General features: G+C 67.9%; 20 protein-coding genes and 1 pseudogene. 10 read left to right on the top strand and 11 right to left on the bottom strand.

The annotated features are described in order from the left end of the window. Window positions 1–50: 50 nt before the first annotated feature. Window positions 51–1,350 (bottom strand): IS3 family transposase gene (locus tag AMD30_RS05215; RefSeq protein WP_156354154.1). Its coding sequence is split into 2 segments (ribosomal slippage): window positions 51–1,065 and window positions 1,064–1,350, totalling 1,302 coding nucleotides; the frame shifts between segments, so codons are not numbered across the junction. Window positions 1,351–1,599: 249 nt separating this feature from the next. On the opposite strand from AMD30_RS05215, the gene AMD30_RS05205 reads away from it, so the two are divergent. Next, window positions 1,600–2,349, top strand: a complete 750-nt coding sequence (locus AMD30_RS05205) for a hypothetical protein (RefSeq protein WP_055474891.1) — start codon at window positions 1,600–1,602, stop codon at window positions 2,347–2,349. A gap of 15 nt (window positions 2,350–2,364) precedes the next feature. On the opposite strand, the gene AMD30_RS05200 is transcribed toward AMD30_RS05205, so the two are convergent. Continuing rightward, window positions 2,365–2,883, bottom strand: coding sequence for a hypothetical protein (locus tag AMD30_RS05200; RefSeq protein ID WP_055474890.1), 519 nt, complete (start codon window positions 2,881–2,883; stop codon window positions 2,365–2,367). A gap of 193 nt (window positions 2,884–3,076) precedes the next feature. Here AMD30_RS05200 and AMD30_RS25390 point away from each other — a divergent pair, with 193 nt between their 5' ends. The 3 genes and pseudogenes from AMD30_RS25390 to AMD30_RS25385 all read left to right on the top strand — a co-directional run bounded on the left by AMD30_RS25390 (window position 3,077) and on the right by AMD30_RS25385 (window position 5,496). Next, window positions 3,077–3,847, top strand: coding sequence for an Ltp family lipoprotein (locus tag AMD30_RS25390; protein ID WP_084817203.1), 771 nt, complete (start codon window positions 3,077–3,079; stop codon window positions 3,845–3,847). A 162-nt stretch (window positions 3,848–4,009) separates the two neighbouring features. Continuing rightward, a pseudogene (locus AMD30_RS05190) lies at window positions 4,010–4,945 on the top strand (hypothetical protein). Window positions 4,946–5,127: 182 nt separating this feature from the next. Next, complete coding sequence (locus AMD30_RS25385) at window positions 5,128–5,496, top strand: Ltp family lipoprotein (RefSeq protein ID WP_231632647.1); 369 nt, start codon at window positions 5,128–5,130, stop codon at window positions 5,494–5,496. A gap of 164 nt (window positions 5,497–5,660) precedes the next feature. Here AMD30_RS25385 and greA read toward each other — a convergent pair whose 3' ends face one another. From greA to AMD30_RS05170, 3 genes are all read right to left on the bottom strand, one after another. Then, window positions 5,661–6,152, bottom strand: a complete 492-nt coding sequence (gene greA / locus AMD30_RS05180) for a transcription elongation factor GreA (RefSeq protein WP_004020945.1) — start codon at window positions 6,150–6,152, stop codon at window positions 5,661–5,663. Window positions 6,153–6,280: 128 nt separating this feature from the next. After that, complete coding sequence (locus AMD30_RS05175; protein WP_055474888.1) at window positions 6,281–7,054, bottom strand: queuosine precursor transporter; 774 nt, start codon at window positions 7,052–7,054, stop codon at window positions 6,281–6,283. After that, entirely contained in the window at window positions 7,051–7,548 is a 498-nt protein-coding gene (locus tag AMD30_RS05170; RefSeq protein WP_055474887.1) for a DUF4307 domain-containing protein, read from the bottom strand. Before AMD30_RS05170 ends, AMD30_RS05175 begins: the two co-directional genes overlap by 4 nt. A 48-nt stretch (window positions 7,549–7,596) precedes the next feature. Between AMD30_RS05170 and mca the strand changes: the two genes are divergently transcribed. From mca to AMD30_RS05155, 3 genes are read left to right on the top strand one after another with little or no spacing between them, the layout of a single operon-like run. Further along, entirely contained in the window at window positions 7,597–8,493 is an 897-nt protein-coding gene (mca, locus tag AMD30_RS05165) for a mycothiol conjugate amidase Mca (protein WP_055474886.1), read from the top strand. Beyond that, window positions 8,493–8,822, top strand: a complete 330-nt coding sequence (locus AMD30_RS05160) for a hypothetical protein (protein ID WP_055474885.1) — start codon at window positions 8,493–8,495, stop codon at window positions 8,820–8,822. Before mca ends, AMD30_RS05160 begins: the two co-directional genes overlap by 1 nt. Before the next feature lie 22 nt (window positions 8,823–8,844). Beyond that, window positions 8,845–9,348, top strand: coding sequence for a TspO/MBR family protein (locus AMD30_RS05155; RefSeq protein WP_055474884.1), 504 nt, complete (start codon window positions 8,845–8,847; stop codon window positions 9,346–9,348). Here AMD30_RS05155 and rocD read toward each other — a convergent pair. Continuing rightward, on the bottom strand, window positions 9,331–10,593 hold the full coding sequence (gene rocD / locus AMD30_RS05150) for an ornithine--oxo-acid transaminase (protein ID WP_055474883.1): 1,263 nt from the start codon (window positions 10,591–10,593) through the stop codon (window positions 9,331–9,333). The two genes, AMD30_RS05155 and rocD, sit on opposite strands and share 18 nt — an antisense overlap. Before the next feature lie 97 nt (window positions 10,594–10,690). Between rocD and AMD30_RS05145 the strand changes: the two genes are divergently transcribed. Together AMD30_RS05145 and AMD30_RS05140 are read left to right on the top strand one after the other, a co-directional pair. Beyond that, window positions 10,691–11,137, top strand: coding sequence for an Lrp/AsnC family transcriptional regulator (locus tag AMD30_RS05145; RefSeq protein ID WP_014926152.1), 447 nt, complete (start codon window positions 10,691–10,693; stop codon window positions 11,135–11,137). A 249-nt stretch (window positions 11,138–11,386) separates the two neighbouring features. Further along, window positions 11,387–12,475, top strand: a complete 1,089-nt coding sequence (locus AMD30_RS05140; RefSeq protein ID WP_010841814.1) for a 3-deoxy-7-phosphoheptulonate synthase — start codon at window positions 11,387–11,389, stop codon at window positions 12,473–12,475. A 353-nt stretch (window positions 12,476–12,828) separates the two neighbouring features. On the opposite strand, the gene AMD30_RS05135 is transcribed toward AMD30_RS05140, so the two are convergent. The 4 genes from AMD30_RS05135 to trhA all read right to left on the bottom strand — a co-directional run bounded on the left by AMD30_RS05135 (window position 12,829) and on the right by trhA (window position 17,379). Further along, complete coding sequence (locus AMD30_RS05135; protein WP_055474882.1) at window positions 12,829–14,397, bottom strand: alkaline phosphatase D family protein; 1,569 nt, start codon at window positions 14,395–14,397, stop codon at window positions 12,829–12,831. A gap of 118 nt (window positions 14,398–14,515) precedes the next feature. Next, a complete protein-coding gene (locus tag AMD30_RS05130) occupies window positions 14,516–16,006 on the bottom strand; it encodes a PepSY-associated TM helix domain-containing protein (RefSeq protein ID WP_156354152.1) in 1,491 nt (496 codons plus the stop codon). Window positions 16,007–16,099: 93 nt separating this feature from the next. Next, window positions 16,100–16,651, bottom strand: coding sequence for a hypothetical protein (locus AMD30_RS05125; protein WP_231632646.1), 552 nt, complete (start codon window positions 16,649–16,651; stop codon window positions 16,100–16,102). Window positions 16,652–16,710: 59 nt separating this feature from the next. After that, entirely contained in the window at window positions 16,711–17,379 is a 669-nt protein-coding gene (trhA, locus tag AMD30_RS05120; RefSeq protein ID WP_055474881.1) for a PAQR family membrane homeostasis protein TrhA, read from the bottom strand. 156 nt (window positions 17,380–17,535) lie between these two features. On the opposite strand from trhA, the gene AMD30_RS05115 reads away from it, so the two are divergent. Continuing rightward, window positions 17,536–18,318 carry an isoprenyl transferase gene (locus tag AMD30_RS05115; RefSeq protein ID WP_055474880.1) on the top strand — a complete coding sequence of 261 codons (783 nt, stop codon included), beginning with the start codon at window positions 17,536–17,538 and terminating at the stop codon, window positions 18,316–18,318. 31 nt (window positions 18,319–18,349) lie between these two features. Here the strand turns inward: AMD30_RS05115 and pdxR are convergent, their stop codons facing one another. Further along, on the bottom strand, window positions 18,350–19,816 hold the full coding sequence (gene pdxR / locus AMD30_RS05110) for a MocR-like pyridoxine biosynthesis transcription factor PdxR (RefSeq protein WP_055474879.1): 1,467 nt from the start codon (window positions 19,814–19,816) through the stop codon (window positions 18,350–18,352). Window positions 19,817–19,893 lie beyond the last annotated feature (77 nt).

Below are 19,893 nucleotides of genomic sequence, written 5' to 3'. Positions count from 1 at the left end.
GCTGTCGTTGGGGCGAAGTGTCCCGCAGAACGCTCCGGAGGGACGTTGAATCACCCTAGGTTCTGTGCCGCCTCCAATGTGGGCTGGTCCTCGGGGCCGAGGCCAGCGTAGTGAAGCGTTTCGAGCTCGGTCGGGGGGATCTGGCCGATACTCGAGTGCAGCCTGCTGTTGTTGTACCAGTCGACCCAACCAGCGGTCGCGAACTCGACGTCGGAGACTGTCTTGTACGGACCGGAGTGGAAGATCGTGGTCCGGATGCACTCGGTCTTGTACAAGCCGTTCACCGACTCGGCCAGCGCGTTGTCGTAGGCGTCCCCGACCGTTCCGATCGACGCGGCGATGTCTTCGAGTCGCAGACGTTCAGTCAGTGTAACCGATGTGTACTGACTTCCGGCATCTGAATGGTGAATCAGCTCAGCAGCTTTCACCGGATGCCCTTCCCGCTTGCGCTGCCACAGCGCCATCCGAAGCGGGACCGTCACCAGCTCGACTGTCTTCGATGTCGATGCGTGCCACGCCACGATTCGACGGGAGAACACGTCGATGATGAACACCACGTACACCCACCCGGCCCATGTCCGGCAGTAGGTGAAATCGGTCACCCAGACCCGGTTGGGTTCGGCGGCACTGAACTGTCGGTTCAGCAAATCCTCCGCGCGTACACCGTCAGCGGAGCGGACGGTCGTGCGGACCCCTTTGGATCTTCGAATTCCGTTGTGGCCTAGCATTTTCATTGCTCGATCAACAGCGCCGTAGGACACCCCAGGCAGTGTTGTGCGGTGCAGATGGGCGCGCATCTTCACCCGCCCGTAGAGGCCCTCGGGAGTCATCTTCCGTCGGCCGTCGTCATCGGTGCGCCAGACGACATTGCGCACCGCATCGACGACGTGAGCGTCGGAGACGGTACGAGCAGCAGGCATTCGTGTTCGCCATGCCCGGTAGGTTCGTGCGGCAACCATGCAGCCCTGCTCACGCAGGACCCGGCAGATCGACTCGACCGCAAAACCGTTGCTGCGCATCTGATCTATGAACGCCACGATCATCGGTTGCGGGGGTCGAGTTCCCCGCGAAGAAAGTTGTCGCCGCCTTCAGAATGGCAACGTCTTCTCGCAACTGCTTGTTCTCCGCCTTGAGACGCTTGATCTCGGCGGACTCCTTCGAGGTGGTCCCGGAGCGGGCGCCGGCATCGACCTGCGCCTGCACTGCCCACCTACGTACCGTCTCCCCGCCGACACCGACCTGCTTAGCGATCGCTTCGGCAGCGGCAGTCAACGACGTGTACTCGCCGCCGTGGGCCTCCAGCAACCGCAGAGCCCTCGAACGGACCTCTGGATCGATCTTTTTAGGCATGAGCTCATCCTTCCTGACTCAGAAGGAAGCGGCATCAAACCAGGGGTGATTCACGTCGCCGCCAACGGGCGACCGGCGTGGATTCGACGCGGCTGACACGAGGAGTTCTGTGGATGAGCGTCTGTGCTGTGGATTCTCGGTGCGGCTGCGATAGCGGGACGGATTACGTTGCCCGCTATGGGACGACGCACACACTCCGCCGAGGCGGCCTGGACACCACGGATTGCTCACCGCGTCCGTCACGAGCTCATGGATGACCTTCATGAGCAACGACGGAAGGCCTACCGGCGGCTGGACGAACTCGAGGCCGAAGCGAGTCTGCTGGCCGAAGATCTCAACGATGCGGACGATGGCTCGCTGCATCTCGATCCGGACGAGTACACCGACAGGGAGGCCGCACTCGAGGAGGCGGACCGACTCCTCAGGCTCATCAACTGGTGGTCTTCGTCCCTCGCGGTGACGGTGTTGCATCTCGCCGACGCGCCGGTGCACTGGGTCACTGCCCCGGCAGTAGAGCTGATCACAGGCGTGCGGAACGAGGAAGCCACCGCCGGGGATGGCGGTGTGGACACCCGCGTCCTACCAACATTGGGTAGCGCCGGTCTCGCCTTGTTCGAGAGGTCCGCCGGACGCCATCGTCCATCGAAGAGATGTCCGGGTCTCGACAATCGCGACGTCGGGATCGACGGCTTGTGCTGGTGGCGAGCAACACTCGGTGGGGAGAACTCGCCGCCCGTCGTGGACATGATCACGCTGCATGTGCTGACCCGCGACCGGAAGCTCTGCCGCTCTGCAGAGGTCGACGGGCGACGCCCGGCGGTCGTCGACGTGGATGCATTCACCGTGGCGGTCGAGCCTGCGTGGACGGGGAGCGCACAAGCGTCTCCATCGGTTCGCGTGCTGATGCGTCTCGCCGATGACCTGGTCCGGGGCACGCTGACTGCCTCGCCTATGCCGACGACGGGTCGAACTTCGGCGGCCGTCGCGGTGGTTGCCTGACAACCGGCCGGTGACTCACTTCGCAGGTTCGAGGTTCGCGAAATGCTTGAGGGTGTCGGCCTCGATGGTCTTGTAGACCGTCGACGACGCGGGACCGGAGAACGCGGTGACCACACGGGACGAGGTGGGCAACTCGAGCGCGAAGGTCCACTTGAGTCGGCAACCCATGTCGGCGGGCAAGATCTCCGTGGCCTCGCCGAAGCGTCGGATGCCGGGGACGTTCGCCCTCAGGACCCGGAAACCGTTGCGGTAGTGACCGTTCGCCGGGTCCTCGGTCCAGTCGAAGAAGTCCTCGTCGAGGGTCACGTAGCCGGGACCGAGGACCGCGCGGCGTTGCGTTCCCACACCGTACGGCGGCGGTGAGACGAACTCGATCTTCTTGATCGCGCGGCACCAGTCCAGCGTGTGCTGACGGGTGAACTCGGCCCACGCGCGCTCCGGCGCGACCGGCAGACGCACGTCGATGACGTGCCGCACCGGCGCATCGTCGAAGAAGTCGAGATCGAAGGACTCCAGCTCATGGGAACGTGCCATGGGTCACATTGAAGCACGGGCGTATGACCGGCGCGTCGGGCGTGCCTCGGTCCCGACGGTGCACGGTGATGCGGCTGGAGGTTCGTCCGTTCGGATGACACTGTGCGGCAACGGTTCTGTCGGACCCCGGTGCGACAGTGCGTGCAGATGCGGGACCGCTTCCCAGGTGCCGCACGGTAGATGAGGACATACGATGACCGACCCCCAGAACCAGAATCCCGACCCCAACGCGGGTCAGCAGCCGCCGTACGGCCAGCCGTATCAAGGGCAGCAGTACGGACAGCCGCCGCAACCCGGGGCTCCGCAACCCGGGGCTCCGCAGTACGGCGCTCCGCAGTACGGCGCTCCGCAGTACGGTGCTCCGCCGCAATCCGGGGCTCCGCAACCCGGGGCTCCGCAGTACGGCGCTCCGCCGCAGCCATACCCGAGCCCACCTGCGAAGAAGAAAAAGAAGTGGCCTTGGATCCTGGGGGCTCTCGTGGTCCTGCTGATCATCATTCTTGCCGCCACCTCCGGCGGAGGGGCGGAGGACACGGACACCACGGCTGATTCGGGTGTTTCGTCCGCCCCTCAGAAACCCACTGCGGCAGAAGATTCCGTGACTGACGAGGCCTCGACGCCGGCACAGGCTACGGAGCCGCAGCCACCCGCTGAGCAGGACCTGTCCTCTGAGCAGAAGAACGCCGTGTCGAAGGCGGAAGACTATCTGTCCCTGTCCGGATTCTCGAAGTCCGGCTTGATCAAGCAACTGGAGTTCGAGGGTTTCTCGAACGCGGATGCCACGGTGGCGGTGGACAAACTGGAGTCTGACGGAGACGTGAACTGGAATGAGCAGGCGGCCAAGAAGGCCGGCGAGTACCAAGCCGTGACACCCATGTCACGCCAGGGACTCGTCCAGCAGTTGGAGTTTGAAGGTTTCACGCCCGAACAGGCTGCATACGGGGCCGACAACGCTGATTCCTGAAGGTCAGGTCGACCGACACGGCGTGAGTCGTCGCAACCGGTGAACGTCAACTCGACTCCTGGACTTCGATCGAAGACCAGGAGTCGAGTCGAGGTTCGCCGGTCGTGGGGTAAGCGACCCTCGCAAGCGGATCCGATATCGGCCCTGGTGCGTCCTAAAGTCATGACCTCTTTTCCCACCGACAGACACGGGCTAATTCGCCGCACGGCAACGCTGCGACTCGGCATCAACGACGACGCTGTGACAGCCGCCGTACGGCGCGGCGAACTGATTCGTCTTGCCCCGGGGGTCTGCGCACTGGCGGCCGACGAGGCGTCCGCCGAGGACCCGGGTGACCGTCTGTACCGACTGAGATCGATCGCGGTCGCGACGTCTGTTCGAGACTGTGACGCGTCGATCCTGAGTCACGACTCGGCGGCAGCCGTTCACCAGCTGCCGCTGCTGCACCCGGAACGCGAGGTCGTGCATCTGACGAAGAAGTCGAAGGTGGGCGGGTTCGGGCACGGGTTACGGATCGTCCATGCCGGGCCGGTGGCGCCCGACGAGGTGGTCGACATCGGCGGAATCAGGGTCACGTCTCGTGAGCGAACCGCCGTAGATGTTGCGATGTCCGGTGACTTCGCCCAAGCGCTGGCCGTGTTCGATCGCGCGCTAGCGTCCGGCGCCGACATCGCCACGATGACCCGTATCCTCGCGTCGCGGAACCGTTGGCGCGGTGCGGGGACCGCGCGTCGTGCCCTTGCGCATGCGGACGGTGCGTCGGAGAGTGTCGGGGAGTCGTGGAGCCGGGCGCAGATGATCGAGGCCGGGTTGCCGACTCCGCGACTGCAGCACACGTTCCAGACGGACGCCGGAGACGCGCGGACCGACTTCGACTGGGACGGAACACTTGTCGGTGAGTTCGACGGACTACAGAAGTACGGCCGACTGTTGCGCCAGGGTGAGAGCCCGCGCGATGCACTCATCCGGGAGTAGCGTCGGGAGGATGCGCTGCGCGCACAGGGGATCATGGTGATCCGATGGACGTGGGGAACGCTCGAGCGCGGCGGGCTCGCCAATCTGCTCCGGCCGTGGTTGGACAAACTGACCGCGGCTTGACCGATGAACCCCAACTCGACTCCTGGACTTCGATCGAAGTGCAGGAGTCGAGTCGAGGTTCGCCGGTCGGAGCACGACCGTCGTTGGCACGCCGTGTGTGGCCCCGTCTGATTGCCGGCGTGGTCGCGGTGTGCGGAATTGCGTTGGGAGTCAGTACGATCGGCATTCAAAGTGGCGTCGCTGTGACCGCTACCGGTTCGAGCCAGGTGTTCGAGCAGTCACCGACGACCGGGACTCCCGGTGCAGAGTCACTCGCGACCTGGGAGCAGACGAGCGCAGTGGCGAAGGCGAAGGAGTACCTCTCGATCATGGCGTTCTCGAGAGCGGGTCTGATCGATCAGCTGGAGTACGAAGGGTTCTCGACGGCCGACGCGACGTACGCCGTGACCGAGGTCGAGGCTCAGGGCGCCGTCGACTGGAACGAACAGGCGGCGCAGAAGGCCCGCGACTATCGTTCGATGACGGCGTTCTCGCGGCAGGGCTTGAGCGAACAGCTCGAGTATGAGGGCATCACGTCCACGCAGGCGACGTATGGGGTCGACCACGCGTAGGGCACGACCGATGAACCCCAACTCGACTCCTGGACTTCGATCGAAGTCCAGGAGTCGAGTTGAGGTTCGCCGGTCGCGCGACCGGCGGTAGCTCACGGACGAGAACCCCCGAAAACACGAAACCCGGGACGGTCATACCGTCCCGGGTTGTGTTCGTCGTCCGATCAGCCGTGGTAGGGCTCCGCGCTGACCAGGGTCACCTTGATGGTGGCACCGCTGGGCACGGAGTACTCGCGGGTCTCGCCGACCTTGGCGTCGATGAGGGCGGCACCGAGCGGGGAGCTCGGGGAGTAGGTTTCCAGGCCGCCCTGGCCGCTCTCCTCGCGGGTGGCGATGAGGAACGTCTCGGTGTCCTTCTCGTCACCGTCGTAGTAGACGGTCACGACGGAACCGGGCAGTGCGACGCCGGACTGGGTCGGCGCCTCGCCGACCTTCGCGTTGTTCAGCAGTTCCTGCAGCTGGCGGATACGCGCTTCCTGCTGGCCCTGCTCCTCGCGAGCGGCGTGGTAGCCACCGTTCTCCTTGAGGTCGCCTTCTTCGCGACGCTCGTTGATCTCGGCGGCGATGACCGGACGGTTGGCGATCAACGAATCGAGCTCGCTCTTGAGGCGGTCATGCGACTCTTGGGTCAGCCAGGTCACCTGGGTGTCGGTCATCGGTCACTCCTTTGTGTTGTCCGCGCCCCGGGCGACCGTTTACACCAGGGGCATATGGACTGCTGAAAATGCAGCAACACGACCCCTCGCGGAGCCGTGTATCCGTTCAGGGTACCAGGTGGTGAGACCTATGGCACATCGGTACTACCGCGCGACAGCGCGCCGAGAGCGTCCTGATACGTCGGTTCCATCCGTTTCAGCCATCCCACAACGAAATACGTCACAGGCATGAGGATGACCTCGACGAGTGTCTTCCACACGAACCCGACGATCGTGTAATTGATGAAATCTCCCCAGGTCGAGATACCCAGGGCGGTGGCGGCGATCGAACAGAAGACGATGGTGTCGGCCAACTGGCCGACAATCGTCGAACCCAGCAGGCGCGCCCAGAGGCGATTTTCCCCGGCGCGTTCCTTCATTTTCACCAGGACGAAGGAATTGAGGAATTCGCCCACGACGTAACCGGCCAATCCGGCGAGCAGGAATTGTGGGACGACCCCGGCAACCGTCTCGAAAGCCGCCTGGCCTTCGTAGAATTCGGCGGCCGGCAGGTGAATGGTCAACCAGAAACACAACGACGCGAGAATCAGGACCGCGAACCCGGCGAGGATCGTCCGGCGCATGGCACGGAACCCGTAGACCTCGCTGATCACGTCGCCCAGGACGTACGCGAGCGGGAACAGGAAGAAGGCGCCGTCGGTCACCAGGCCGTCCATCTGGATCGGCCCGAGATCGACCTGCAGCCATTCGTCGAACAGCACGACGCCCTTGGTGCCGGTGACGTTGCTGATGAGCATGACGCCGACGAAGACGGCGACCAGAAGGGGGAAGTAGCGGCTGCCGATGGAGGCGAAGGCGGCGCGCGGCGACGGCAGCTCGCTGCCGGTGGACGCGGCGGTCACGAGGCCGACGGCTTCAGGTAGGCCGGCACGTCAAGGGTGCACCCGAAGACCTCGCCGATGACCGGTGGTTTCGACGTCGTGACCTCGGTGCGGACGCCGATCCGTTCTGCGGAGTCCGCGGGGATCAGGATCTCGCGACGCCCGGTCTCGCCGCCGTCGCGGGAGCGGCCGCGCACCACACAGGCAGCCGCCCGGCTCGGATCGGAACGCTCGACGGTGAACTGCACCGCGACGGTCGAGCCGTCGATGATCTCGTAGCCGGTGGCCTCACCGGTCACGTCCGCCGACGAGAACTTGCTGTAGCCGATGACGGCGAGGGTCACGCCGGCCGCGACGACCAGGATCGACAGGGCGATGAACCAGCGACGACGCCCAGAGGCGGTCTCCGAACGCTCCGGATAGGTGGCGCGCGGACCGCTGTGCGGTCGCAAGGTGTCGGGTGTCGCGCGCGGCGCGTCACCGGCGTCTGCGGCGCCCCCATCCGAACTGTTCACGCGTCAATACCTACCATGGGAGGAGTAGCGATCCGAAGGTGAGGAACTGTGACCGAATCCCACGTCGGCGACCCCAAGTCGGGTGTGTTCCGGCTGATGGCGGTGCACGCGCACCCAGACGACGAGTCGAGCAAGGGTGCCGCCACGACCGCGAAGTATGCGGCCGAGGGCAACGAAGTGCTCGTCGTCACACTCACCGGCGGTGAGCGTGGCGACATCCTGAATCCGGCGATGGACCGCCCGGGCATCAAAGAGCGGATGACCGAGGTCCGTCGCGAGGAGATGGCCAAGGCCGCCGAGGCGCTCGGCGTCCGACAGACATGGCTCGGCTTCGTCGACTCGGGCCTCCCCGAGGGCGACCCGCTCCCGCCTGTTCCGGAGGGTTCCTTCGCCTCGGTGCCGCTCGACGAGGCCACCGAGGCCTTGGTGCGCGTGGTCCGCGAGTTCCGCCCGCACGTGATCGTCACCTACGACGAGCACGGCGGATATCCGCATCCCGATCACATCCGCTGCCATGAGGTGTCGGTCGCGGCGTACGAGCAGTCCGGCGATCCGGACGCGTTCCCGGACGCCGGCGAACCGTGGACGGTGTCGAAGCTCTACTACACCCACGGGTTCATCCGGGACCGGATGGTCCTGTTCTCCGACGAGTTCGCGCGGCACGGCCAGGAGAGTCCGTTCGCCGAGTGGCTCAGCAAGTGGGACCCGAGCCGTGGCGATCTGATGGGACGTGTGACGACCCAGGTCGAGTGCTCCAAGTACTTCCCGCAGCGTGACGACGCGCTGCGCGCCCACGCCACGCAGATCGATCCGAACGGGGTGTTCTTCGCGGTGCCGCTGGAGTGGCAACAACGCCTGTGGCCGACGGAGGAGTTCGAGCTCGCCCGGACCCGGGTCAAGACCGCGTTGCCGGAGACCGATCTCTTCGCCGGGATCGAGGCGTGATGGGCACCAGCACAGTCGTGAACGACACCCTGATGGTCCTGGCGCAGGAACCCCAGGGGCCGGAGTTCGGCAAGGCCTCACCGCTGGGTCTGCTGGTCATCTTGCTGCTGCTCGTCGGCACCGCGTTCCTCATCTGGTCGATGAACCGGCAGCTCAAGAAGCTGCCCGCATCCTTCGACACCGAGCACCCCGAAGCCGATCAGGCCTTCGACGAGGGCACCGACTCGCCCGGTCCGGCCGAGTCGACGACTGCGACATCGGACTCGCCCGGGACGCCGGATGCCACGAGCGCCGCCGGCACCGACGAACGGCGGCCCGCCGACACCTGAGTCAGGGCGTAAGAGTGGAGTCATGCGCATCTCCACTCTGTTCGGGACGTCACTCGCGACCGCAGCCGCGGCCGCCATCGGCAGTCTGGTGACCAAACCGGCGGTCGAGAGCTGGTATCCGAAGCTGACGAAACCGTCGTTCGTGCCGCCCGACTGGGCCTTCCCGGTCGCGTGGACCGCGCTGTACGCCGACATCGCCGTGACGTCCGCCGCCACTTTGGACGACCTGGACGAGAAGGGCGATCACGACCTACGACAGAGGTATCTCGCGGCGCTCGGTGCCAACCTCGTGCTGAACACCGGATGGAGCTGGATCTACTTCGGCCGGGGCGCACTCGGAACCGCGTCGTTCGCGGCGGCGGCGCTCACCGTGAGCAGTGCCGATCTCGCGCGGCGTACCGCACAGAACAACCCGGCAGCAGGTGCCGCGCTGGCGCCTTACCCGGCGTGGTGCGCATTCGCCACCGTGCTCTCGACGAGCACCTGGTGGCTCAATCGTGGCCGGCGGTCAGCGACGGTCTCGTAGGGTCGCGGCGAATCGCTCCATCGCCCAGTCGATCTCGGATTCGGTGACGACGAGCGGCGGCGCGAGCCGCAGTGTCGAGTCGTGGGTGTCCTTTGCCAGCACCCCGCGCTCGGAGAGCCGTCGGCAGAAGTCCTTGCCGGTGCCCAGCGCGGGATCGAGGTCGATGCCCGCCCAGAGTCCGCGGCCACGCACAGCGACCACACCGTTCCCGACATGGTCACGCAGGCGTGCGTGCAGGTATTCACCCAGGTCGGCCGCCCGGCGCTGCCATGTCCCGTCGGACAGCATGTCGACGACGGTGTGGCCGACGGCCGCGGCGAGAGGATTGCCGCCGAAGGTCGATCCGTGTTCACCGGGGTGCAGGACGCCGAGGACGTGACGGTCGGCCACCACCGCCGACACGGGCAGCAGGCCGCCGCCCAGCGCCTTACCCAGCAGGTAGACGTCGGGTTCGACACCCCAGTGCTCCACCGCGAAGGTCCGCCCCGTGCGGCCGAGGCCGGATTGGATCTCATCGGCGATGAGCAGGGCGTTGCGCTCGGTGCAGAGGGCTCGCGCGGCGGGCAGATAGTCGTCGGGAGGTACGACGACGCCGGCCTCGCCCTGGATGGGTTCGAGGAGGACACCCACGGTGTTCTCGTCGATCGCGGCGTCGAGCGCGGCCACGTCGCCGAACGACACGCGCACGAATCCCGGTGTGTACGGCCCGAATCCGGTGTACGCCGCGGGATCGTCGCTGAACGAGACGATGGTCGTGGTGCGTCCGTGGAAGTTCCCGGTGGCCACGACGATCGTGGCGCGGCCGTCGGGTACGCCCTTGACGTCGTAACCCCATTTGCGGGCGACCTTGATCCCGGACTCCACCGCTTCGGCGCCGGTGTTCATCGGCAGGACCATCTCCTTGCCGCACAGGGAAGCCAGTGCGGCGCAGAAGGGTTCGAGACGATCGGACCGGAAGGCGCGGCTGGTGAGCGTGACCCGCGCGAGCTGATCGAGGGCGGCGGCGACGATGCGGGGATGGCGGTGACCGAAGTTGACCGCCGAATACGCGCCGAGGCAGTCGAGGTGACGGCGACCGTCGACATCGGTGATCCACGCTCCCTCAGCCGTGGCCGCGATCACCGGCAGGGGCGAATAGTTGTGTGCCACATGGGGTTCGAGCGAATCTGCGGTAGATGTGTCGTCCGCGGCACCGGACGGGCCGACGCGGCCGGGTGTGTAGGCAGCAGGGCTCGTCATCGTCATGGATCGAGCGTATCGTCGGGTACTGGTGCAAACAATCGACGTATCTTGCGCATTCGCGCAACAGATCGTCGAACAGGTCCGGAAGGGGAGGCTTCTGTTGCGATCACTGGACGATCTCGACGAGCAGGTACTCGCATGTCTCACCCGGGATGCCCGCGCCACTTACCAGCAGATGGGCGAACAGGTGGGGCTGTCGGCTCCCGCGGTCAAACGACGCGTCGACCGCCTGGTCGCCGACGGCGTCATCCGGGGATTCACCGCCGTCGTCGATCCCCGGGCGATGCAGTGGACCACCGAGGCCTACGTCCTGGTCTACTGCCGCGGCAACATCTCGCCCGAACAACTCGAGGCCGCATGGGAGCCCATCCCCGAAGTCGTGAGCGCAGCGACCGTCACCGGTCAGGCCGACGCCATCCTGCGCGTCATGGCCCGTGACGTGCGGCACCTCGAGCAGGCTCTCGAACGCATCCGGCGCGCGGGCCCGGTCGATCGATCGGAGTCGATCCTCGTGCTCAGCGAGCTGATCGACCGGGGACACCCGTGAAAATCGGGGTGGCGAAACCCTGTGCTACTGTGGTCGCCGTGATCAGCACCGTGCGCGCGTATTGGCGCTTTATCGAGGCTCCGGGTGGGGCCACGATGACGCGTTGAACTGACGCACGCACGACACACCCGGAGCCCAGAGCAGCGACCAGACGGTCGCTGCTCTTGTCATTTGAGCGGGGCTCCGACCACACCTGGGCATGCCTCGCCGCAACATCGACAACGGGCATGACCTCGAAAGGCACACGACGTGACCACCTTGCCGGACCTCCCGATCCGATCCGACGACAACGCCGAATCGACATCCGACCGCCGGATCCGGGCATTCCGTCCGATCCCCTCGCCCGACACCGTCCGCAGCGAACTGCCACTGTCGGCACGACGAGCCGTCGCCGTCCAGCGCGACCGGGACGAGATCGCCGACATCCTCGCCGGACGTGACGACCGCCTGCTCGTCATCGTCGGCCCCTGTTCGGTCCACGACCCGATCGCGGCCATCGACTACGCCCGCCGCCTCGCGCCGCTGGCCGATGCCTACGCCGAGCGTCTCAAGATCGTCATGCGCGTCTACTTCGAGAAGCCGCGCACGACGGTCGGGTGGAAGGGTCTGATCAACGACCCCGGGATGGACAACACCTTCGACGTCGAGCGCGGTCTGCGCACCGCCCGGTCGCTGCTGCTCGACATCATCGACCTCGGTCTGCCCGTCGGCTGCGAGTTCCTCGAGCCGACGAGCCCGCAGTACATCGCCGACGCGGTCGCGTGGGGTGCCATCGGTGCCCGCACCACCGAGTCCCAGGTCCACCGTCAGCTGGCGTCCGGTCTGTCCATGCCGATCGGGTTCAAGAACGGCACCGACGGCAACGTCCAGGTCGCCATCGACGGCGTGAAAGCTGCTGCGGCCGAACACGTCTTCTTCGGAGTCGACGACTTCGGCAACGGCGCCGTGGTGGAGACCGCGGGCAACGAGGACTGCCACATCATCCTGCGCGGGGGAACGCGCGGCCCCAACTTCGACGCGGAGTCGGTGTCGGCGGCGGCCGAGGCGCTCGCCGCGGCAGGGCTGCCGGCCCGGGTCATGATCGACTGCTCGCACGCCAACTCGGGCAAGGACCACGTCCGCCAGGCCGAGGTCGCCACCGAGATCGCCACCCGCCTCCGGGCGGCCCGCGAGGCCGGTGAGCCCTCGACCGTCAGCGGCGTCATGCTGGAGAGCTTCCTCGAGCCCGGCGCGCAGTCGACCGAGGCCACCCCGCTGGTGTACGGCAAGTCCGTCACCGACAAGTGCATGGGCTGGGAGGCCAGCGCTCAGGTCCTGGCGGCGCTCGCGCGGGGCTGATCCTTCGAGTCTTGTCGACCTCGACGCGCTCCGGCGTCGCTTGCTCGGCCCGGCGGCTGGCGCTCCTCGCACCTCGGTGTCTGCGGGGGCGGCCGTCGTAGACCACGAAAGAACCCCGCGCGGGTGCCAGTGGCCGAATTCTGCTCCCTGAGGTGCGAGCGAGCGAGCCACGAAGGGTATGGCGACGTCCCTCGCTCGCCCTTCGTGGCTCGTCGCTATCGCTCCTCGCACCTCAGGGACCAGGGGGTTTGTGGTTCTTTCGGATTATTGGGGACCAGGAGTTTTGTGGTTCTTTGGGATTGGGGACCAGGGGTTTCGTGGTTCTTTCGGATTGGGGAGTGGAAGACCGGGGGTCACACGACGTCGACTTCGGCGGTCGAGTCGGGGATCGTGATGAGCGCTCGACGGTGCAGCGTTCCCCGGGGCGACCGCACGGACGGCGTCACGCGGAACTCGGCCTCCCACCGGTCGGAGTGGATCCGGTTGAGCAGGTATCCGCGCTGTGAGTTGCCGAACCGGACGTGGGGTGAGGCCTCCTTCAGCCGGCGGTCGCCGTCGTCGCTGTCCTCCCCGTCGCCGCCCGAGGTGATCGACGTCGCGGCGAGTTCGACTCCGCGCACCGCTGAGTCATCGGTGTACGAGGTCCGGAGGTCGGCGACCACGCTGCGGTGGATGTCACCGGCGAGGGACACCAGGTTGCGCACGCCGCGGTCGGCGGCGCCGTCGAGTATCCGGGCGCGAGACGCCTCGTAGCCGCTCCAGCCGTCCATGCTGACCGCACGGGTCGATCCGACGGTCCGGGCGAGGTCGGCCATCGGCACCTGCTGGCCGAGCACGTCCCAGCGGTGCCGTGAGGACGCGAAGCCGTCGAGCAACCATCGTTCCTGCGCGGCGCCGAGGATGGTGCGGGACGGGTCCGCGGTGTGCTCGTTCTGCCCGGTGTCGTTGTCCCCGTTGACCTGATCGCTGCGGTGACTACGGGTGTCGAGGAGGGTGAGGTCGACGAGGTCGCCGAAACCCAGCCGCCGGTGCGCGCGCACCACGGTTCCGTTCGGCCGGGCCGTGACCCGGACCGGGGTGTTCTCCCACCACGCGCGCAGGGCGCGGGCCCGGCGCAGCGCGAACGGGACAGGCGGTGTGCCGTCCTCGGGAACCGCTGCGGCCCAGTTGTTGTCCACCTCGTGATCGTCGAAGGTGATCACGAACGGAGCCATCGCGTGAGCGAGTTGCAGGTCCGGGTCGGATTTGTACAGCGCGTACCGTTCCCGGTAGTCGTCGAGGTCGACAGCCTCCCGGATCGCCGAGAGAGGAAGGGCGGCAGTGGTTCTCGCGCCGCCCTGCGCGGGGATCGGCTTCTCGTAGATGTAGTCGCCGAGGTGGAGGACCACATCGGGCGCATGTGCGGCCAGGTCGGCGTAGGCATGGTAGTAGCCGTCGGCCCAGTTCTGGCAGGTCGCCACGGCCAGCGTGAGTGTGTCGACGTGTGCGGAAGGTGCTGGTGCCGTGCGGGTTCGTCCGACGGTGGAGATCTCACCGAGTGCTCGAAACCGATAGAAATGATCGGCGGCCGGCGCGAGTCCGCGGACGTCGACATGCACGCTGTGTCCCCACTCCGGTGTCGCGTGGACGGTTCCCCGACGCACGATCCGGGTCATCGACTCGTCGGCGGCGACCTCCCAGTCGACCCGGACCGGCCTCGGCTCCATGCCGCCGCCCGGCGCGAACGGGTTGCGCGACAGCCGCGTCCACAGCACGACGCCGTCGGGGAGGGGATCGCCCGACGCGACGCCGAGGCCGAACACGCCTGCGGACTGTGCCGGGGTGGGTACGGCCGGTGACCTGCCCCCGAGGACATCCGGACTGAACGCCAGACCTGCCACCAGCGCCGACCAGCCGAGAAATCGTCGTCGCGATGTGCCCATGGCCTCACCCGACCAGGATCACCTGACCTGGGTTCCACGCCCAGGCGGCGGGGACGTGATGGGAAGGTGAAATCTCCAACCACCGCGCCACGACGTCCCCGCCGGCCGCCGGCCCCGGTTACGCCGACATACCGCTCTCCCTGCGCCGGTGGCGGATTCCGAGTGCGGCGTCGACCGCGACGAAACCCAGGAGGCTGAGTCCCAGCAGCGGCACGTACCAGCCCACGACCACCGCGACCACGGCGACCGCGACGGCCGCGGGTGAGGACGCCCGGCGCAGCGCACCGCGAGCCGGGGGCCGGCCCACCGCGAGCGCCCCGGAGCGTCGCGGCCGGCGCTGCCACCACATCTGATAGCCGCGGGCGATGAGGATCACCAGCGCCGCCGCCAGGAGCAGGAGCGCGAGCTGGCTCACCCAGCCGAACAGGATCCCCATGTGCAGGGCGATACCCCAGGTGGTGAGTTTCGCGGCGAGCGGCCAGTCGGCGAACCGGGATTCGTCCACCACGACACCGTCGGCACCGTTCACCGCGATCGAGTCCTGGCCGAACTGCCAGGGTTGCCTCGTCTGCGCGACGGTGAACGCCGTGTCCGCGGTGGCGGGAATCGACACCTCGACCTCGCCGTCGACACCTGCACGTCGCGCGGTCTCGACGACACGGTCGAGCTGCGACACCGTTTCGCCGGACGTCGTCGGCACATCCGGTTCGTGGTCGCCCGGTGCACTGTGGTCCCCGTGGCCGCCGTGGTCCCCGTGCCCGGCAGGTGCCGACCGCGGCTCGGACAATGCGGTGTCGATGCCGGGGGTCGTCCAGCTCAGGGCGGTGCGGAGGTCGGAGACGTTGTCGCCCGCGTACTTCGACCACGTGAGTCCGGTCGCGGACAGGAAGACGAGTCCCACCGCGATCCACACGCCGATCACCCCGTGCCGGTTACGGGTGCGGGTGCGTCCGGTCGCCGACCGGTCCGCGGTGACCAGCTCAGCGAGGCGCCGCTCGCGCCGAGCGCGGAACGCCGAGATCCACAGGGCGAGACCGCCCAGGGCGATCACCCACAGCCAGGAGGCGGCGAGTTCGCTGTAGATCCGGCCCGGTTCGCCGAGATGGAGATTGCGGTGCAATTCGCTGAGCCAGGTCCGCAGCGGCAACGACGCACTGCTGCCGTAGGACACCAGCTCACCGGTCGAGTCGAGGGTCACCGGGTCGATGAACACGGCCAGGCGCTTCGACGCCCCCAGGTCCGGGTCGTCGAAGAGGACCCGGGTGGTGTCGCCGGCCTCGGTCGCCGGACGTACCGCGGACAGTGTGAGGTCGGGGCGGAGCCGGACCGCCGCGTCGACCTGCTCGGACACCGGACGGGCATCGCCGGTGCTCTCGGCGTGGAGCTGGTCGCGGTAGACGACCTGTTCGACCGACGGGGCGATGGCGTAGAGCCCGCCCGTGATGGCCGCGACGACCAGGAACGGGGCGATGAAGATGCCGGCGTAGAAGTGCAGGCGTCGGAGCAACGGCTGCCAGACGGCCGGTGTGGACCGGCGGACGGGGGCGTCGCCGTCCTGGTTGTCGGCGGGACGGGACAGGTTGGGTAAGGACACGTGTTGGCCTCTCATGCGGAAGACGGCACGCGGAATCGACCACGATCGGGTGGGATGGCAACCGCGCACCGACCGGCCCGTCGGGATGACGGGTCGGCGGAGAATGGATCAGCGGCTGAGGGCCGGGGGGCCGCGGGTGTCGAGTGCGGCGATGGCGCGCAGCCGGGGCCGCGCGTCGTCGTGTGCCGAGAGAGGGACGAGTGCGGTGACGTCGTCGGCGGGTGGGTCGAGGACGGCCCGGATGAGCGCGACGATCGCGGTCAGGATGGTGAGGAGGGCCGGTTCGGCGATTCCGATCGCGGCGGCGGTGAGCAGTGTCGCGATCGCGTGCACGAGCAGCATGGTGTGGCTGGGTGCATGCGTGAGTGCCGCCGCGGCGGTGTGATGGCTCGACGAGGCGTCGAGTGCGGTGAGGGAGGCGTGCGCGAGCAGCTGCCCCGACGCGAGGAGTCCCATCGTGGTGAACCACCCGGGACGACGACGGGACGTCGCGCCGATCGCCCAGCCGAGTGCGGTGCACGCGGCGGTCATGATCAGAAGTGACGTCGTGGCGGGCAAGGACCCGGCCGCGAGGCCGTGCGCCCCCACCGCCGTGCTCGCCGACAGCGCGCCGACGACCCCACCGCGGAGGCGGTGGATGGCGCGCATGTCCGGGTTCACGCGAGGAGCATAGCGATGATCAACCGGCCCAGACCACGCGCGGTCATCGAAAGGGCAGGTCAGCCCAGTACGACGAGCCAGGCGGCGACGTAGTGCAACAGGGCCGCGACCGCGGTGCAGGCGTGGAACACCTCGTGGTGGCCGAAGGTCTCCGGCCACGGATCGGGCCAGCGCACGGCGTAGAGGACGCCGCCGACACTGTAGAAGACGCCACCGATGGCGAGCAGGACCATGACGAGCACGCCGGTCTCGCCCACGAGCGCCGGCGCGACGGCCACGATCACCCAGCCGAGCACGATGTAGAGGGTGACCCCGAGCCAGCGGGGCGCGCCGGGCCACACGATCTTGAGCGCCGCGCCGGCCGTCGCGCCCGCCCAGACGATGCCGAGGACCCACCAGCTGGTCGGCGAGGGAAGACCCAGGGCGCAGAACGGCGTGTAGGTGCCGGCGATGAACAGGAAGATCATCGCGTGATCGGCGCGCTTCATACGGGTCCGGGCGCGTGCGGTCTTCCACGGGATCCGGTGATAGCCCGCGCTGATCGCGAAGAGTCCGAGCACGGTGACCGCGTAGACGGCGCACGGCACGACGGCGACCGGGTCGCCGACCGTCGCGGCGCCGATGACCAGGGCGAGCCCGGCGACGGCTGCGACGTAGGCCGAGTAGTGGTGGATCACTCCGCGCAGGCGTGGGCGGACGTCGGCCGGCGAATTCAGCAACGTGCTCACCGAACCTACGGTACCGTAACTTCACGCATCGGCGGCGTGACCGGCATGCACGGACGGAGTCACCCGGGCCGATGCGGGGGAATCAGCGGGGTGCGTCTCGGCGCGTAAGGTGTCCTGCGTGACACGAGGCCGACACGACGCCGGAACGACGCGACGATGAAGCTGCTGCCGGACCGGCTTCGACGACCCGTACTCTCCGTCTACGAACGCCGGCTCATCCAGCTCCTCGACACCGAGCGCCTGCCGCGGCACGTCGCGATCATCTGCGACGGCAACCGGAGATGGGCGCGCGAGGCCGGGTTCGAGGACGTCAGCCACGGACACCGGGTGGGCGCTCAGCGAATCGCGGACATGCTCGGCTGGTGTGCCGGCCTGGGCATCGAAGCCGTGACCATCTATCTGCTGTCGACGGAGAACCTCAACCGTTCCTCGGACGAGCTGGACGCGCTCCTCGAGATCGTGCCGGACATCGTCGACGAGATCTCCGCGCCCGAGGGCGAGTGGCGGATCCGCATCGTCGGCACCCTGGACTCGCTGCCCGATGCGGTCGCCGGACGGCTGCGGGCGGCCGCCGAGCGCACCGCCGAACGGCGGGGGATGAACGTGAACGTCGCCGTCGGGTACGGCGGACGGCAGGAGATCGTGGACGCGGTGCAAGCGTTGCTCGAGGAGAAGGTGGCGGCGGGGGCGAGCGCGGCCGAGATGGTGGATGCGGTGACCGTGGAGGCGATCGACGCCAACCTCTACACCAAGGGCCAGCCCGACCCCGACCTCGTGATCCGGACGTCCGGGGAGCAGCGGCTGTCGGGATTCCTGTTGTGGCAGAGCGCCTATTCGGAGATCTGGTTCACCGACGCCTACTGGCCGGAGTTCCGCCGGGTGGACTTCCTGCGCGCACTGCGCGACTACTCGGCGCGGAGTCGGCGGTTCGGCAAGTAGCCAACTGGCGGTGTCGGTCCCGGCCGGGCCGTCAGTGTGCGACGGAGTCGGCGAGCAGGCCGGTCAGTGCGGTGAGATCGGTGCCGAAGGTCGATGCCGCGGGGGTCCCGAAGCCGACCGCCAGTCCGCCGGAGGGCAGCGGATCGGCGTCGGGATGGCGGAACAGGGACTGCCCGGTCACCGCGATCCCGCGTTCGTACGCCCGGTGCACGATCGCCCCCTCGTCGGCATGCGCGACGGGGATCAGCGCGTGCAGGCCCGCGGCGATGCCGGGCACTTCCAGGCCGATCCCGGCCAGGGCTTCCACCAGCGCGTCGCGCCGGGTGCGGTAGGCCTGTCGGCTGCGGCGGATGTGCCGGTCATAGGCGCCGGAGCCGATCAGCTCGGCCAGCGTCAGCTGGTCGACGATACTCGCGTCGGATTCGCGGAATCCCTTGCCGCGCAACACGGATTCGACCAGGTGTGCCGGGGTGGCGAGCCAGCCGGCGCGGACGGCCGGTGACAGGCTCTTGCTCAGCGAACCGGTGTGGACGACGACGTCGGGTCCGAGTGTCTGCAGCGCGCCGACGGGTTCGCGGTCGTAGCGGAACTCGCCGTCGTAGTCGTCCTCGACGATGACGGCGCCCGAGCGCCGCGCCCAGTCGACCACCTGCATCCGCCGGGCCGGCGAGAGGGCGACGCCGGTGGGGAACTGGTGGCTGGGGGTCAGCAGCACCGCGGAGGCCCCGGTGCGCTCGAGCTCGTCGATCACCATGCCGTCGGAATCGATGCGCACCGGCACGACCCGTGCACCACCGCGTTCGAGGGCGTGCCGATGGAAGGGCAGGCCGTGACTCTCGACGGCGATGACTTCGCCGATCACGGTCCGCGCCAACAACTCCAGCGCCGACAGGACCGAGGTGCCGAGGATGATCTGGTCCGGGGTGGTGCGGACCCCCCGCGTGCGGGCGAGGTAGCTCGTGAGCGCGCTCCGCAGCTCGATGCGTCCGCGGGGATGGGCCGGTCCGAAGACCTCGTCCGGGGTTTCGGTGAGGGCGCGGCGGGTGGCGCGAATCCACTCGTTGCGCGGGAACATCCCGGCACACGGGCGCCCCAGTGAGAAGTCGTGGCGCAGTGCGGGCAGCGCGGTGGATGCGCCGGGATCGGGGGCCTCCGGTGGGCGCGCGGCACCCTCGGCGACCCTGGTGGCCGATCCCTGTCGAGCGGTCAGCCATCCCTCCGCGATGAGTTCGGAGTACACCGCCGACACGGTGCCGCGCGCCAGGCCGAGGTCGGCGGCGAGGGACCGGTAGGGCGGCAGTGCGGTGCCCGCCGGCAGACGGCTGTCGAGGATCGCCGAGCGCAACGCCTCGGTGAGGGCCCGGCGCCGGGTGGCGCCCCGCCCTCGCGCGCCCGCGCCGGGATCGGGCTGCAGATCCAGGAAGAGGTCCGCCCCGAGCCGCTCGGCGACTTCGGCCCACGGATCGGCCACCGTCGAATTGACCCGTTTTTCTGCCATCGGATTGGACCACTTTCTTGAGCTAATTGCGGCCTAGCCTAAACCCGGAACAACGAGATGTCCGTCCTTGAGGAGGA

The sequence above is a fragment of the Gordonia sp. HS-NH1 genome (assembly GCF_001418765.1).
Classification (GTDB): Bacteria; Actinomycetota; Actinomycetes; order Mycobacteriales; family Mycobacteriaceae; genus Gordonia.
This window is presented reverse-complemented; position numbering and strand designations above follow the sequence as displayed.